This window comes from Leifsonia aquatica H1aii (assembly GCF_000633535.1).
Classification (GTDB): domain Bacteria; phylum Actinomycetota; class Actinomycetes; order Actinomycetales; family Microbacteriaceae; genus Leifsonia; species Leifsonia aquatica_A.
Genome location: NZ_AYMR01000007.1, coordinates 428,908 through 445,248, shown reverse-complemented (window position 1 = coordinate 445,248; position 16,341 = coordinate 428,908). Strand labels below are relative to the sequence as shown.

The 16,341-nt window shown below is 71.0% G+C and carries 13 protein-coding genes and 1 tRNA gene; 13 read left to right on the top strand and 1 reads right to left on the bottom strand.

The annotated features are described in order from the left end of the window. Positions 1–51: 51 nt before the first annotated feature. Positions 52–570 (bottom strand): aminoacyl-tRNA deacylase, encoded by a 519-nt coding sequence (locus U870_RS0107685; RefSeq protein WP_052357593.1) that lies wholly within the window; start codon positions 568–570, stop codon positions 52–54. Positions 571–603: 33 nt separating this feature from the next. On the opposite strand from U870_RS0107685, the gene dusB reads away from it, so the two are divergent. The 13 genes from dusB (at position 604) to U870_RS0107620 (ending at position 16,144) form a co-directional block, all read left to right on the top strand. After that, complete coding sequence (dusB, locus tag U870_RS0107680; protein WP_025156822.1) at positions 604–1,794, top strand: tRNA dihydrouridine synthase DusB; 1,191 nt, start codon at positions 604–606, stop codon at positions 1,792–1,794. Then, positions 1,787–3,079 (top strand): deoxyguanosinetriphosphate triphosphohydrolase, encoded by a 1,293-nt coding sequence (locus tag U870_RS0107675; protein ID WP_430623521.1) that lies wholly within the window; start codon positions 1,787–1,789, stop codon positions 3,077–3,079. The genes dusB and U870_RS0107675 overlap by 8 nt, the downstream gene beginning before the upstream one ends. Positions 3,080–3,149: 70 nt before the next feature. Then, the gene (locus tag U870_RS0107670) at positions 3,150–4,262 is read left to right on the top strand and encodes a DUF4282 domain-containing protein (RefSeq protein ID WP_025156820.1); all 1,113 of its coding nucleotides are present in this window, start codon (positions 3,150–3,152) and stop codon (positions 4,260–4,262) included. 59 nt (positions 4,263–4,321) lie between these two features. After that, positions 4,322–6,196, top strand: coding sequence for a DNA primase (gene dnaG, locus U870_RS0107665; RefSeq protein ID WP_025156819.1), 1,875 nt, complete (start codon positions 4,322–4,324; stop codon positions 6,194–6,196). Between the two features lie 210 nt (positions 6,197–6,406). Further along, positions 6,407–8,035, top strand: coding sequence for an ABC transporter substrate-binding protein (locus U870_RS0107660; protein WP_025156818.1), 1,629 nt, complete (start codon positions 6,407–6,409; stop codon positions 8,033–8,035). Between the two features lie 76 nt (positions 8,036–8,111). Beyond that, complete coding sequence (locus tag U870_RS0107655) at positions 8,112–9,209, top strand: ABC transporter permease (RefSeq protein WP_025156817.1); 1,098 nt, start codon at positions 8,112–8,114, stop codon at positions 9,207–9,209. Between the two features lies 1 nt (position 9,210). Beyond that, positions 9,211–10,299, top strand: coding sequence for an ABC transporter permease (locus tag U870_RS0107650; protein ID WP_025156816.1), 1,089 nt, complete (start codon positions 9,211–9,213; stop codon positions 10,297–10,299). Further along, positions 10,296–12,023 carry a dipeptide ABC transporter ATP-binding protein gene (locus tag U870_RS0107645; protein WP_025156815.1) on the top strand — a complete coding sequence of 576 codons (1,728 nt, stop codon included), beginning with the start codon at positions 10,296–10,298 and terminating at the stop codon, positions 12,021–12,023. The genes U870_RS0107650 and U870_RS0107645 overlap by 4 nt, the downstream gene beginning before the upstream one ends. A gap of 9 nt (positions 12,024–12,032) precedes the next feature. Continuing rightward, on the top strand, positions 12,033–12,881 hold the full coding sequence (locus tag U870_RS0107640) for an ATP-binding cassette domain-containing protein (protein ID WP_025156814.1): 849 nt from the start codon (positions 12,033–12,035) through the stop codon (positions 12,879–12,881). Between the two features lie 36 nt (positions 12,882–12,917). Next, complete coding sequence (locus U870_RS0107635) at positions 12,918–13,946, top strand: D-isomer specific 2-hydroxyacid dehydrogenase family protein (protein ID WP_081815210.1); 1,029 nt, start codon at positions 12,918–12,920, stop codon at positions 13,944–13,946. An 87-nt stretch (positions 13,947–14,033) separates the two neighbouring features. Further along, positions 14,034–14,109, top strand: a tRNA-Asn gene (locus U870_RS0107630). 194 nt (positions 14,110–14,303) lie between these two features. Continuing rightward, a complete protein-coding gene (locus U870_RS0107625) occupies positions 14,304–15,485 on the top strand; it encodes a sensor histidine kinase (RefSeq protein ID WP_025156812.1) in 1,182 nt (393 codons plus the stop codon). Continuing rightward, entirely contained in the window at positions 15,482–16,144 is a 663-nt protein-coding gene (locus tag U870_RS0107620; RefSeq protein ID WP_025156811.1) for a response regulator transcription factor, read from the top strand. The genes U870_RS0107625 and U870_RS0107620 overlap by 4 nt, the downstream gene beginning before the upstream one ends. Positions 16,145–16,341 lie beyond the last annotated feature (197 nt).

Here is a 16,341-nt window from a genome sequence, read left to right as displayed (position 1 = left end):
GACGGCGTGTCGTGACAGATAGATCGGGCGGGACGGGGTGGGGTGGGGTGGCTATTCGGGGTCGGTGATGTCGGCGACGGTGGCGGCGTAGGCGCGGATGATGTCGTCGGCGTCCGCGAAGAGGGAGTAGCCGTGCTCACCGGCGCCGAGGGCGACGCGGCGGCCCGTGATGGTGGCGTCGGCGACGACCGGCCACGCGGTGGTGCTCCCGAACGGGGTGATGGTGCCGCGCTCGTAGCCGGTGGCGGCGAGGGCGACCGAGGCGTCCGGGAGCTGGAGCTTGTTCACCTGCAACAGTCCGCGCAGCTTGGGCCAGGAGATCTTGCGCCCGCCGGGGACGAGAGCGAAGACGAACGTGTCGTCGCTGCGCTTCACGACGAGCGTCTTGACGATGTCGCCGGGAGCGACGCCCAGCAGCGCGGCGGCCTCCTCCAGGCTGCCCGCCGCGGGACGTTCGACGATCTCGATGGGCACACCCCGGGAGGCCGCATCGGCCTCGGCGCGGGTGCGACCGCCCTCCACAGGGGCGCTCGAAGCGCCGTTCTCCACGGTTTCCGGGCTCTCGGCCATGGTTCAGCACGCTTTCTGGGAGAATCGGATCAGATGTCTACCACCGCCACCCTAAGCCACGCGCCCCAGCTGACCATCGGTCCGCTGGCCCTCGACGTGCCCGTCGTGCTCGCGCCGATGGCCGGAATCACGAACACCGCGTTCCGGCGTCTCTGCCGCGAGTACGGAGCGGGCCTCTACGTCAGCGAGATGATCACCTCCCGCGCGCTCGTCGAGCGCACCCCGGAGTCGTTGCGGCTCATCACGCACCACGAGTCGGAGACGCCGCGCTCCATTCAGCTCTACGGCGTCGACCCGGTGACGGTCCGCGAGGCCGTCACGATGCTCGTCGCCGAAGACCGCGCCGACCACATCGACCTCAATTTCGGCTGCCCGGTGCCGAAGGTCACCCGCAAGGGCGGGGGAGCGGCGCTGCCGTGGAAGCTCGGTCTGTTCCGTGAGATCGTCGAGGGTGCCGTCGCGGCGGCCGGCGACATCCCGCTCACCGTGAAGATGCGCAAGGGCATCGACGGCGATCACCTCACCTACCTGGAGGCGGGCAAGGCCGCCGAGGGCGCCGGCGTCGCCTCCATCGCGCTGCACGCGCGCACGGCGAGCGAGTTCTACTCGGGCCACGCGGACTGGTCGGCGATCGCGACGCTCAAGGAGACGATCACCTCGGTGCCCGTGCTCGGCAACGGCGACATCTGGTCGGCCGCTGACGCGATCCGCATGGTCGACGAGACGGGCTGCGACGGTGTCGTGGTCGGGCGCGGCTGCCTCGGGCGCCCCTGGTTGTTCGGCGACCTCGCCGCGGCCTTCCACGCCCGGGCCGGGCTGATCTCGGCCGAGGAGGCGGAGCACGCGCTCGCGCACCCGTCCCTGGGGGAGGTGGCGGCGGCGTTCCGGCGCCACGCCGAGCTGCTCGTCGAGTTCTTCGACAGTGAGGAGCGGGGGTGCCGCGACATCCGCAAGCATGTCGCGTGGTACTTCAAGGGGTACCCCGTGGGAGGCGACCTGCGGGCCAGCCTGGCGACGGTCGACACCCTGGCGCATCTGGACGATCTTCTGGCGACGCTCGACGGCGACCAGGAGTACCCGGGCGAGGCGGCGGAGGGACAGCGCGGCCGTGCCGGTTCGCCGAAGCGGACGGCGCTGCCCGACGGCTGGCTCGACAGCCGCGAGGTCGACGGCGCGCAGCGCGCCGAGGTGGCAGAAGCAGAGGTGCACAACAGTGGTGGATAGCGCGATCGCCCACGGGGCTCTGCACGCGGGGGGCCCGGCCGACGACCTCGGCTACACCGAACGCGATCGCGATCGCTGGATGCCGGAGCACCACTCCAGCCGCCGCAGCGATTTCGCGCGGGACCGGGCACGGCTGCTGCACTCCAGCGCACTGCGCCGCCTTGCGGCGAAGACCCAGGTGCTGAGCCCCACGGCCGGGCTCGACTTCGCCCGCAACCGGCTCACGCACTCCCTCGAGGTCGCCCAGGTTGGTCGCGAGCTGGCGGCGAGCCTGGGGCTCGACCCGGACATCGTGGACACGGCCTGCCTCGCCCACGACATCGGGCACCCGCCGTTCGGCCACAACGGGGAGCGGGCGCTGAGCGCATGGTCGGCCGACATCGGCGGATTCGAAGGCAACGCTCAGACGCTGCGGCTGCTGACCCGGCTGGAGCCGAAGGTGTTCGGCCGCGACGGCCACCCGTACGGGCTCAACCTCACACGGGCGAGCCTCGACGCCAGCTGCAAGTACCCCTGGCCCGAGACGACGTCCGTGGCCGACCCGAGCGGTCGGGCCAAGTTCGGCTTCTACGCCGACGACGAGCCGGTGTTCGCCTGGCTGCGCGACGGGGCGCCCGACCGCCAGCAGTGCATCGAGGCGCAGGTGATGGACCTCTCCGACGACATCGCGTACTCGGTGCATGACTTCGAGGACGCGATCGTCAACGGGTACATCGACGTCGCTGCGCTCGGCAGCCGCGTCGACCACGACGACCTCGTCCGGTCCATGTACGAATGGGTCGGCGGCGAGATCGGCCACGACGACCTGATCGCCGCCTTCGACCGGCTCGACAGCCTCGACATCTGGCTCGAGACCTGGGACGGCAGCCGCCGCGCCCAGGCCCACCTGAAGAACCTCACCAGCCAGCTGATCGGCCGTTTCGCCCACGCCGCGGTCCACGCGACCAAGGAGGCGTCCGGCAGCAGCGGGCTCGTCCGCTTCGGTGCCGACGTCGTCGTGCCGGATGCGATCCGGGCCGAGATCGCCGTGCTCAAGGGCATCGTGGCGACCTTCGTGATGTCGCGCAACACACGGCAGCCGATCTACGCCCAGCAGCGCGAGATCCTCACCGGGCTGGCGGACACACTGTATGAGCGCGGCGAGACGGCCCTCGACCCCGGGTTCGCGGAGGATTGGCGCCTCGCCGAGACCGACGCGCAGCGCAAGCGCGTCATCGTGGACCAGGTGGCGAGCCTCACCGACCAGTCCGCTCTCAGCTGGTTCGAACGACTCGTTCAGCACTGACGCGGCGCGCGGGCTTGTATACCCGCGCGAGGTGCAGAATGCTGGAGGCTACGGCATCGGAAGGACATCAATGAGCACCCCACAGCCCCCGTCGGACGGCGACCGCCCGGACGAGGCGACCGCGCCCGTCCCGGCCGAGCCGACCGCGGACGCCGCCGATGCCGGATCGGCCGCCGCCGATGCCGGATCGGCCGCCGCGGAGGAGACGGCGCAGGAGGCGATCCCGGCGCCCGCGAAGAAGGTGCCCGCGCGCAAGCCCGCCGCCCGCACTACGGCTGCCCGTACCCCCGCCGCGAAGTCGACGACACCCCGCAAACGCGCGCCCAAAGCGGCGCCGCCGTCGCCGATCGGCGAAGCCCCCGGCATCATGGATGCGACGCTGGGTGCCGCGACCCCGCTCGCCACGCCACCGCGCACACCCACGAGCGAACTCGCCGGTGACGACGAGGCCGCTGAGACCGCCGAGACGCAGATCCTGGAGGTGACGGCGCCGACGACGGCCGCTGCCACGACGACATCCGCAGCGACGAGGGCGCCGTCCGCCGGAAAGGCGGGAGCCGCCCCGTCCGCCGCGGTCGACCCTGCAACGGCGCGTGCGAGCGTCGAGACCGCGACAGCCGTGACCTCCGATGGTGCCGGCCCCGTCGGGACGGCTGTCCCCGCCGCCGCGGCTGCGGCAGCAGCGCCTTCCGCCCCGGCCCCCTCGACCGCGGCCTCCTCGACCCCGGCCTCCTCGACCCCGGCCTCCTCGACCCCGGCCCACTCGACCGCGGCCCCGGCGGGCGCGGTCCCGCCGCCCGGCGACAGCGACCCGCGGACGGAGGAGGCCCGTCGGCGCAGCGTCGTCGAGCTGGCGGATCGCCTCGACGACTCGCGCTTCTTCTCGGCGCTGTTCGACTTCACCTTCACCAGTTACGTGACCCGACGGCTCGCCGGCCCGGTCTACGTGGTCGGGTTGGTGCTGATCGCGCTGGGCATCCTGGTGGGCTTCTCGCAGAGCCTCGCGATCGCGGTGTCGACGCAGTCCCCGGCGGGGGCGTTCGCCTTCCTGCTCGGAGTGCTCGTCACACTGGTGGCGGCGATCCTCGCCGTACTGCTGCTGCGGGTGGGTATCGAGGTGTTCGTGGCGATCATCGAGATCGCCCAGAACACGCGCGGCCGACGGCGCCCGCCGCGCGACTGAGCGGGCCCGGTTCCACCCGGAGCGCGAACGGAGTCGGTGCGGCTCACTAGACTCGACGTATGGCAGGCCGGATTCGACAGAGCGACATCGAAGAGGTCAAGTCACGCACCAACATCGCCGACATCATCGGCGACTACGTGAGCCTGAAGACGGGCGGCGTCGGCGCGCTCAAGGGCCTCTGCCCGTTCCACGACGAGAAGAGCCCGAGCTTCTACGTGCGGCCGGGCGTCGGCCGCTACCACTGCTTCGGCTGCGGTGAAGGCGGCGACGTCTACGAGTTCCTGCTCAAGATGGACCACGTCTCCTTCACCGACGCGGTCGAGCGCCTCGCCGGCCGCATCGGCTACCAGCTGCACTACGAGGAGGGCGGCGGACCGGCGGAGAGCAGCGGCCCCAACCGGGCACGCCTGCTGGCAGCGAACGGTGCGGCCGAGGAGTTCTTCCAGGACCGGCTGACCGCACCCGATGCGGATCCCGGCCGACGATTCCTCGGCGAACGGGGTTTCGGTTCGGAGGCGGCCGCGCACTTCGGCGTCGGCTTCGCGCCGAAGAGCTGGGACGAGCTGACCAAGCACCTGCGCGGCAAAGGCTTCACACAGGACGAGATCGTCGCGGCCGGGCTCGTCTCGCAGGGCGACCGCGGGATCTACGATCGCTTCCGCGGCCGGCTGATCTGGCCCATCCGCGACGTCACCGGGCAGACCATCGGATTCGGCGCGCGGCGCCTCCTGGACGACGACAAGGGCCCGAAGTACCTGAACACACCCGAGACGGCCGTCTACAAGAAGGCCCAGGTGCTCTACGGCCTCGATCTGGCGAAACGGGACATCTCCCGCAACGACCAGGTCGTGGTGGTCGAGGGCTACACCGACGTGATGGCCTGCCATCTGGCCGGGATCACGACGGCCGTGGCCACCTGCGGGACGTCGTTCGGCGTCGACCACATCAAGGTGATCCGGCGCGTGATGGGCGACGACACCAGCCAGGGCTCGGTGATCTTCACCTTCGACCCCGATGCGGCCGGCCAGAAGGCCGCGACCCGCGCCTTCGGCGAGGAGCAGCGCTTCTCGGCCCAGACGTACGTCGCCGTCGGCCCGGACGGACTCGACCCGTGCGACCTCCGGCTGGCGAAGGGCGACGACGCCGTGCGTCGGATGATCGACGCGAAGAAGCCGATGTTCGAGTTCATGATCCGGCAGGTGGTCGAGCGCTTCGACCTGGACAGCGTCGAAGGGCGATCCGGGGCCCTCCGCGCGGGTGCCCCGATCGTGGCCTCCATCCGCGATCCCGCCTCGCAGAACGGATACACCCGGGAGCTGGCGCGGCTCTCCGGCGCGGATCTCCAGGACGCGCTGCGTGCGGTGCGCTCCGCGCAGCGCGGTGCACGCGGCGACCAGCAGGGCCGGGGGAGCGGCACCGCCGGAACGTCCGACCAGGGCGCCCGCGACGGCAGCCCCGCGACCGTGGCGGTCCCGTCGGTCGACCCCAGCGATCCGACCCAGCGCACCGAGCGCGAGTGCCTGATGGTGCTGCTGCAGCTGCCGGGCGAGATCGGGCTCGAGCGCGCCTCCCGTGCCGTGCAGGTGCCGTTCGTGAACCCGACCCACGCGGTCGTCCGAGACGCCATCGCGACGCAGCTGACGACGATGACGGAGCCCGGCTGGGTGGACCGAGTGCTCGCCGAAGTCCCCCTCGCGTACGCGCCGACGGTCAACGGTCTCGCCGTCGCGGCGCTGCCGCAGGCGGGGGACGACCTGGGCCGCTACGCCCGCTCGATCCTGGACGGGCTGATCGACCGCGACCTGCTGCGCGAGAAGGCCGAGCTCACGTCGCGCCTGGCGCGGACCGACCAGACGGAGGCCGACCTCCGCCGCTCGCTGCAGGTCGCGCTGTCGTCGATCGATCAGGAACGGATGCGCCTGCGCGCAGAATAGCCCCGCCGCACCCCTCGCGACGGATTCCGTGTCCGTGTGCGCGGATGAGCGACGAAATGTTGCGCGCACGTAAAGAATTCGGCTCGATCCACTCCTGGGTGCGCGCCTCACGCCGGATCCATGCTAGGAAATGGGTACGCGATTCGGCAGTGAGGCTTCTCGTGCGCCTCGCCGTGTCGGTGAACCCACACCAGGAAGAGGTAAACGGATATGAGATCCGCACACATCCGCGGTCGGCGACTCCTCGCCGTCTCGGCCGCGTTCGCGGCGTCGGCGCTGGTGCTCGCCGGCTGCTCCGGGAGCAACAGCAGCTCCGGCGGCGGCGGCACCCTGACCATCGGCACGACCGACAAAATCACGTCGATCGACCCGGCAGGCTCGTACGACAACGGCTCCTTCGCGGTGATGAACCAGGTCTACCCGTTCCTGCTCAACACGCCGTACGGCAGCCCGGACGTCAAGCCGGACATCGCCACCAGCGCCGACTTCACGTCGCCGAACGAGTACACGGTGAAGCTCAAGAAGGGGCTGAAGTTCGCGAACGGCCACGACCTGACCTCCTCGGACGTCAAGTTCACGTTCGACCGTCAGCTGAAGATCAACGACCCCAACGGCCCGGCCTCGCTGCTGGCGAACCTGGACAGCGTGTCGACGCCCGACGCGACGACCGTCGTGTTCAAGCTGAAGGTCCCGAACGACCAGACGTTCCCGCAGGTGCTCTCCAGCCCCGCCGGTCCGATCGTCGACGAGCAGGTCTTCTCGGCTGACAAGGTCACCCCGGACGCCGACATCGTCAAGGGTCACGCCTTCGCCGGCCAGTACGACATCAGCAGCTACGACTTCAACAACCTGATCGCGTACAAGGCGAACCCGAACTACGAGGGTCTGCTGGGCAAGCCGGCCACCGAGAAGGTCAACGTCAAGTACTACGCCGACTCGTCGAACCTGAAGCTCGACATCCAGAAGAACTCCATCGACGTGGCGTTCCGCAGCCTGTCGGCGACCGACATCGACAGCCTGAGCGGTGACAAGAACGTCAAGGTCGTGAAGGGACCGGGTGGCGAGATCCGCTACGTCGTGTTCAACTTCAACACCCAGCCCTACGGCGCGACGACTCCGGAGGCCGACCCGGCCAAGGCTCTGGCCGTGCGCCAGGCGGCGGCCGACCTCGTCGACCGCGCGGCCATCGCCAAGCAGGTCTACAAGGACACCTACACCCCGCTCTACTCGTTCGTGCCCGAGGGTCTGACCGGCGCCACCACGGTGCTGAAGGACCTCTACGGCGACGGCAACGGCGGCCCCAGCCTGGACAAGGCGAAGCAGACCCTCCAGGCGGCGGGCGTCACCACGCCGGTCGCTCTGAGCCTGCAGTACAACCCGGACCACTACGGCCCGTCGTCGGGTGACGAGTACGCGCTCGTCAAGGAGCAGCTGGAGAAGGGCGGCCTGTTCAAGGTCAACCTGCAGTCGACCGAGTGGGTGCAGTACTCGAAGGACCGCACCGCCGACGTGTACCCGGCCTACCAGCTCGGCTGGTTCCCGGACTACTCCGACGCCGACAACTACCTGTCGCCGTTCTTCATCAAGGACAACTTCCTGGCGAACCACTACGACAACCCCGAGGTCCAGGCGCTGATCGAGAAGCAGCTCGGCGAGACCGACAAGGACGCCCGCACCAAGCTGATCGAGGAGATCCAGGCCAAGGTGGGCGCCGACCTCAGCACCCTGCCGCTGCTGCAGGGCGCACAGGTGGCCGTCGTGGCCAAGGGCGTCTCCGGCGCCGACAAGACGCTCGACGCGTCGTTCAAGTTCCGGTACGCCGCCCTCTCGAAGGGCTGATCCGGACTCCGGACAACCGGGGGCGGTCCGCCGAGTGCGGGCCGCCCCCTCCTACGAACCACCACGATTGGCTTCCATGACCGCGACAGTCAGCACTCCGGCTCCGGGCGTCGCCCCCGAGCCCGGGCGCACCAAGGCGAAGCGCGAATCGGGAGGCGGCCTCGGCCGCTATCTCATCATCCGCGCCCTGCTCATCATCCCCACGATCTTCATCCTGGTCACCGTCGTCTTCTTCCTCATGCGCTCGACGGGCGACCCGATCACCGCCGCTCTCGGCGGCAAGCTCCCTCCGGCGCAGCTCCAGGCCCGCATCCACGAGGCCGGCTACGACCGGCCCCTCATCGTGCAGTACTTCGACTACCTGGGCCACATCCTCCGCGGCGACTTCGGCACGACGTTCACCGACAACCAGCCCGTGACCCACGTGCTCCTCACGTACGGCGCGGCGACACTGGAGCTGGCGTTCTACGCCCTCATCGTCGCCTTCATCGTCGGCATCCCGCTCGGGATGGTCGCGGCGTACTTCCGTGACAAGGGCCAGGACGCCGTCCTCCGGGTGTTCGCGATCATCTGCTACGCGACCCCCGTCTTCTTCGCCGGAATGCTGCTCAAGCTGGTGTTCGCGGTCTGGCTGAACTGGCTCCCGGTCGCCGGACGCGCATCCACCGGGTCGGAGATCGAGATGCAGACGCTCGACAACCGGACCGGCATCTACCTGATCGACTCGATCCAGACCGGCGACCCCGCGGTCGTGGGCGATGTGCTGTCGCACGCGATCCTGCCCGGCATCGCTCTCGGGCTCCTCACCGCCGGCGTCTTCCTGCGGCTGGTGCGCACGAACGTGATCGGCACCCTGTCCACCGACTACGTGGACGCGGCCCGTTCTCGCGGCGTTCGCGAGAGCCGGCTCGTGCGCAAGCACGCGTACCGCCCGGCGCTCATCCCGATCATCACCGTCATCGGGCTGCAGATCGCGCTCCTGCTCGGCGGTGCGATCCTGACCGAGAAGACCTTCGAGTGGAAGGGGCTCGGCTTCCAGCTGTTCCAGTACCTCTCCGCTCGCGACTTCGTCGCGGTGCAGGGGCTGGTCGCACTGCTCGCGGTGATCGTGGCGTTGACGAACTTCATCGTGGACGTCATCGCGGCCCTCATCGACCCGAGGGTGAGGTACTGAGATGGCGCAGGACATCGCGCAGACCCCGGCCGCCGTGCCGGCCCGCAAGCGTCCCTTCTGGTCCCGCCTCCCCGTCGTCCACCAGCTGCGGCAGAGCGTCGGACTGCAGCGGGGGATGCTGATCGCGGGCCTCGTCATCACCGGCGTCTTCGTCCTGGTGGCGATCCTCGCCCCGGTCATCGCGCCGTACGGGTACTCGCAGTTGAGCGGCCCCGGCGGTCAGTTCGGCTCGCAGAACCCGCCGAGCTCTGCTCACATCTGGGGCACCACCGTCGGAGGCTACGACGTCTTCTCCCGGACGATCTGGGGCGCCCAGACGGCTCTGCTGGTGATCATCGTCGCCGTCATCCTGTCGATCTTCGCGGGCGTCGTGCTCGGCCTGGTCTCCGGGTACTTCGGCGGCTGGCTCGACCGGGTGCTGGTCGTCGTCTGCGACGCCATCTACGCGTTCCCCTCCCTGCTGCTGGCGATCATCGTCGCCATCGTGGTCAGCGGGGGCCAGTCGAGCCTGTGGGGCGGCATCCTCGCGGCGGCGATCTCGATCACCGTCGTGTTCATCCCGCAGTACTTCCGGGTCATCCGGGCCGAGGCGGTACGGATCAAGTCTGAGGCGTACGTCGAGTCGGCGAAGGTCGTGGGCGCGAGCAACTCGCGCATCATGTTCCGCCATGTGCTGCGCAACTCGACCCGCACCCTCCCGCTGATCTTCACCCTGAACTCGTCGGAGGCCATCCTGACCCTCGCGGGCCTCGGCTTCCTCGGCTTCGGCATCGAGCCGACGGCCGCGGCCGAGTGGGGGTACGACCTGAACAAGGCGCTGTCGGATGTGACCAGTGGGATCTGGTGGACCTCGGTCTTCCCGGGCGCGGCGATCGTGCTGGTCGTCCTCGGCATCACCCTGGTGGGCGAGAGCCTGAACGACCTGGCCGACCCGCGTCTGCGCGGCCGGCGCCGGGCCGCCGCGGCCTCCGGCCTGGTGGCCGAGACCTCGGTCGTGCCGGGCGGCCCGCTCAGCGCGGGTCCGGCGGGCCTGGACGGACTGGAGGGCGGCGAGTCCTTCGACGAGCACGGAATCGAGGTCAAGCCGTGAGCGATGCGCTGACGACGGATGTGGACGGGCCGGCGACGGCGAGCGTCGTGCAGATCGACAACCTGTCGGTCACGTTCGCGACGGACGCCGGACCGGTGAAGGCCGTGGACGACGTGACCCTGAACGTGGCGCCCGGCGAAGTGCTGGCGATCGTGGGCGAGTCCGGTTCCGGCAAGACGGTGACGGCGAAGACCATCCTCGGTCTGCTGCCGGAGACCGCCACCGCCTCCGGCGCGGTCGTCCTGCGGAGCAAGGACGGCGAGAGCGTCGCCGACATCGTGACCCTGAACAAGCGGCAGCTGCGCGCGGTGCGCGGCACCGATGTCGCGATGGTGTTCCAGGAGCCGTCGACCGCGCTCAACCCGGTGTATCCGGTCGGCTGGCAGATCGCCGAGGGACTGCGCGCGCACGGCTCGCTCTCGAAGAAGGAGGCGCGCGCCCAGGCGATCGAGATCCTCGGCCGTGTCGGCATCCCGGAGCCGGAGAAGCGGGTCAAGTACTACCCGCACCAGTTCTCCGGAGGGCAGAAGCAGCGCATCGTCATCGCGATGGCCTTGGTGCTCAACCCGGGCCTCATCGTGGCGGACGAGCCGACGACGGCGCTGGATGTGACGGTGCAGGCCGAGATCCTCGACCTGCTGCGCCGCTGCCGCGACGAGTTCGGGGCGGCGATCGTGCTGATCACGCACAACATGGGCGTCGTCGCCGACCTCGCCGACCGCGTGGCCGTCATGTACCAGGGACAGCTCGTGGAGCAGGCCGACGTGCGCACGCTGTTCGCGTCGCCCCAGGCCGACTACACGAAGAAGCTGCTCGCCGCCGTGCCGAAGATCGGCCAGGGAGCGGTGCAGACGCGCGAGCGGGCGGAGGCCCGCGACGCCGCCGCGGACACCGCCCCGGTGGTCGCCGCGCGCAACCTCCGGATCCAGTACCCGGGCCGGCTCGGCCGGCCGGGCTTCGTCGCGGTCGACGGCGTCGACTTCGAGATCCGCCCGCGCGAGGTGCTCGGCCTGGTGGGCGAGTCCGGCTCGGGCAAGACCACCATCGGCCGGGCCATCGCAGGCCTCAACAAGGTCAGCGGCGGTTCGCTGAACGTGCTCGGCATCGAGATGAACGGCGTCCGGGAGCGCGACTTCCGGCGGGTGCGCAGCGACATCGGGTTCGTGTTCCAGGACCCGGCGTCGAGCTTCGACCCGCTCCTCACGATCGCCGACTGCGTGGCGGAGCCGCTGGTGGTCCACGGCCGCGCCGACTCACCCGCGGACGCCCGGATGCGCGTGGACGAACTGCTGGAGGCCGTGCAGCTTCCCCGCAGCTACGGCGACCGCTTCCCGCACGAGCTCAGCGGCGGGCAGCGGCAGCGCGCCAGCCTGGCGCGTGCCCTGGCTCTGGAGCCCTCGCTCCTGATCGCCGACGAGCCGACCTCGGCGCTGGACGTGTCCGTGCAGGCCCGCGTGCTCGAGCTCTTCGCCGAGCTGCAGCGGGAGTTCGGGTTCGCCTCGCTCTTCATCAGCCACGACCTCGCCGTGGTCGACCTCCTCGCCGACCGGATCGCGGTGCTGCACCGCGGCCGGCTGGTCGAGGAGGGCACGGGCGAGCAGGTGCTGGTGAACCCGCAGGATCCGTACACACGGCGCCTACTGGCGTCCCTTCCGGTGCCGGATCCGGTCGAACAGGCCGAGCGACGCGAGGCGCTGCGCACCCTGAGGGAGCAGAGCGCCTAGGGTCGAGGTGTGAGTTCCGATCCCGCCGTCCTCGTCAGCGATCTCTCGGTCGAGTATCCCGCGCGGGGCGTCAGCCCGTCGTGCGTCGCCCTGCGCGGGATCAGCTTCCGGCTGGAGACCGGGAAGATCCTCGGCGTGCTCGGAGAGACCGGCTCGGGCAAGAGCACGCTCGCGGAGGTCCTGGCCGGGCACGTCCTGCCGGCCCGCTCCGCGGACCCCGGGCCGCGGATCAGCGGGGGAGAGGCGACCGTGCTCGGGCACCCGCTGCGCAAGGCGCGCAAGCGCGACCTCGCCGAAGTCACCTTCCATGTCGGCTACCTGCCGCAGGATGCCGCCGCCAGCCTCGAGCCGTCGCTGACGGTGCAGGACAACGTGACCCTGCCGATCTTCGAGCGCGACCAGCACTACTCCCGCCGCGCGGCCGGGGAGCGCGCGGCGACGATCCTCGACACCGTCCACCTCCCGCTGAGCGTGCTGTCGAAGTATCCGTACGAGCTCAGTTCGGGTCAGCGTCAGCGCGTCGCCCTGGCGCGCGCCCTGGTGCTCGGACCGCAGGTGCTCGTCGCCGACGAGCCCACCGCCGGGATCGACGCCACGGTGCGCGACGCCGTGATCGACCTGCTCGCCCAGCTGCGCGGCCACGACGACTTCTCGGCGATCATCGTCAGCCACGACCCCGCCGTCCTGCGCCGGGCGACGGACGCCTGCCTGGTGCTCCAGGCGGGTCGCGCGGTCGGCTACGGTCCGATCGAGGACGTGCTGGCGGATCCCACGCACCCCTTCGTCGCCGGTCTCGCGCGTGCGCTCGGCACCACCTCCCGTCGCACCGAGCGGCGCCCGCAGCGCAACGCCGGCTGACCTCCGTCCGACCGTCCCACCCCCGAGGAGCCCGAGATGTCCGTACCGAGCAATGATCCCGCCGACCGGAACCGCATCGGCCAGCACCGCGCGGTGCTCGCCGTCGAGTCGGAGGCGATCCCGCCGGAGCAGCGGCCGGAGCCGGGCCCGATCGCAGTGCTCCCACGCGCCGAGCAGGCGTTCGTCGCCGCCGTCGAGGCGTCGGGCGGGACCGTCGAGCCCATCTCGGAGCGCAGCCGCGGACTCGTCTGGCTCGACAACCGCGATCCCGACGGCTTCGCCGCGGCGCTGGAGGCGCACCCCGGGATCGGGTGGGTGCAGCTCCCCTTCGCCGGGGTGGACGCCTTCGCCCACACGATCGCGGCGGAGTCCCGACCGGGCTTGATCTGGACCAGCGCGAAGGGCGCCTACGCGCAGCCCGTCGCCGAGCACGCCCTCATGCTGACCCTCGCACTGCTGCGCGTCCTCCCCACCCGGGTGCGCGCGCGCAGCTGGGCGACCGAGCCGGAGGGACGATCGCTGTACGGACTGAACGTCCTGATCATCGGCGCCGGGGGGATCGCGCTCGAACTCATCCGCCTGCTCGAACCGTTCGGCACGCGCATCACCGTGGTGCGCCGGTCGCCCGAGGTGGTCGCGGGCGCCGAGCGGACGGTGACGAGCGACCGTCTCCAGGAGGTGCTGCCCGACGCCGACGTGGTGGTCGTCGCCGCCGCGCTCACGGGCGGCACCCGGCACCTGCTCGGCGCGCCGGAGTTCGACGCTTTGAAGGACGGCGCCGTCCTGGTCAACATCGCGCGTGGGGGACTGGTCGACACGGACGCCCTGCTCGCCGCGCTGCGCGACGGCCGGCTCGCCGGGGCCGGTCTCGACGTAACCGACCCGGAGCCCCTGCCGGACGGACACCCGCTCTGGGACGAGCCGCACTGCCTGATCACGCCGCACCAGGCGGACACCCCGGAGATGGTCGCCCCGCTGCTCGCGGAGCGGGTGCGACTGAACGTCGCGGCGTTCCTCCGCGACGGCCGTTTCGTGGGGCTGGTGGACCCGGAGGTCGGCTACTGAGGGTTCCGGACGCGACGCGCGCGAGATGCGGGCCCGATTTCATACCGGGGCCGATTCCTTGCTAAGGTAGCTTCGCTGATCAAGCATTCCTCGATAGCTCAATTGGCAGAGCAGCCGGCTGTTAACCGGCAGGTTCTTGGTTCGAGTCCAAGTCGGGGAGCCACCGGATCCCGGTCACCCGCCCAGCAGGGCAGGGTGACCGGGATTCTTCGCATTTCATGCCGTGCAGGGAATACATCCGCGGCACCGCCCGGCACGCGGGCCTCCGGAGCGTTACTCCCCGGGGAGTAGCCGGGAGTCCCCGTCGGACTCCCACAGGCGCACGCCCGCGGCTCTCCGGCTCATTAGCATGGGAGGATGCCGTTCCCCCCGCGCGACGAGACCTCCGTGGACGCGCGCGCGTCGGCCTGGGCCGAGCGAGGACGTCCGCGCGGGTCGCGCTGGTTCCCGGTCGTGGTGGCCGTGCTGCTGCAGCTGCCGGGCGTCCTGTTCGCTCTCGCCGACGCCGCCGGGCATCCGCTCACCGCGGCGGCGATGATCGTCGCGCTCCTGTCGTCGGGCCTGCTGGCGGTGGGACGGGCGCACCCGGGTGCGGTGGTCGTCGCGGTCGCCGTGCTCGTCACGCCCGCGCTCGCACTGACCACCGGGCCGCCGATCGCCGCGCTGCCGCTCGCGTTCGCCGTCGTGGGGGCGGTGGTGCGCGGGGCGCGGGTGTGGGCCTGGTGGACCCTCGCCGGTTTCGCCGTCGCCGCTCCGTTGGCGGCGTTCCTGCTGACCGACCGGCCGACGTCGATGATCCGCCCGCTGATCCTCGCCCTGATCCTCTGCCTGCTGGTCGGGGTGGGGGAGGCTCTGCGCAATCGCCGCGAGCGGTACCGCGAGGTGTCGCGGGCTCTGTCCGCTCGTCGCGAGGCGGCGGCCGAGGCCGAGCGTCTGCGCATCGCCCGCGAGCTGCACGACGTGCTCGCGCACTCGCTGTCCCAGATCAGCGTGCAGGCCGGGGTGGGGCTGCACCTGTTCGACTCCCGGCCGGACAAGGCGCGGGAGAGCCTGGAGGCCATCAAGGCGACGAGCGGCCAGGCGCTCGAGGAGGTGCGCGGCGTGCTGGGGTTCCTGCGTTCCGACGGCTATGCGGAGCGTTCACCCGAACCCGACCTGTCGCGGATCCCGGTACTGGTCGAGACCTATCGGCGCGCGGGACTCGACGTCAGCTACGAGAACGGGCTGCCGCACGGCGCCTCGGCCGCGACCGGCCACGCCCTCTACCGGATCGTGCAGGAGTCGCTGACCAACACCGGCAGGCACGCCCAGGCGCGGCGCGTGGACATCCGCATCGCGGAGCGCGACGGCTGGTACGTCCTGACCGTCGCCGACGACGGGCGTGGGCGCCCCGACGACGCGATCACCGAGGGCAAGGGGCTGCTCGGCATGCGGGAGCGCGCAGAACTGCTCGGCGGCCGTTTCAGCACGCGTCCGACCGAGGGAGGCGGGCTGACCGTCGAGGCCCTCCTGCCCGCACGACCGGCGGAGGCCGCGTGATCCGCGTGCTGCTGGCGGACGACCAGCACCTGGTCCGCGCCGGATTCCGAGCGCTGCTGGACGCCGAGGACGGGCTGGAGGTCGTCGGGGAGGCCGCCACCGGTCGCGAGGCGGTGGAGCTCGCGCGGCGCACCAGACCCGACGTGGTGCTGATGGACATCCGGATGCCCGACGGCGACGGGTTGTGGGCCACCGGCGAGATCGTCGGGGACCCGGCCCTCGCGGGCACCCGCATCGTCATCGTGACGACGTTCGAGCTCGACGAGTACGTGGCGCAGGCGATCGTCGCCGGCGCGAGCGGATTCCTGGTCAAGGACACCGAGCCGGTCGAGCTGCTGCGCGCCGTGCGGGTTGTCGCCGAGGGCGACGCGCTGCTCTCGCCCGGCGCGACCCGACGTCTGCTCTCCCGGGTCGCGGGCGGCCTCGGGCCGACACCGGATCTGGAGCGGCTGGCCGTGCTCACCGAGCGGGAGCGGGAGGTGCTCGCGCTCGTGGGTCACGGGCTGACCAACGCGGAGATCGCCGAGCGGCTGTACCTGAGCCCCCTGACGGCGAAGACCCATGTGTCGCGCATCATCACCAAGCTCGGCGCGCGGGATCGGGTGCACCTGGTCGTGCTGGCCTACGAGACCGGACTCGTGCGGCCCGGCCAGGTCTGAGCCAGCGCCGCCGGGGTCGGGCGGTGCTGCCGCGCCGTCCCGGCGAGCCCCCGGGGACCGTGGGCGTGCTCCCGAGCGTCGCCGGCGTGCTCCCGGGGGAGTATCCGGGACGGGCGAGGTCACTCCCGCCGGCGGATTCGCGGCAGCGCCACCTCGACGAGTCTGGAGTCATCGCCCGCGAGAGCCGCGGGCGGTAT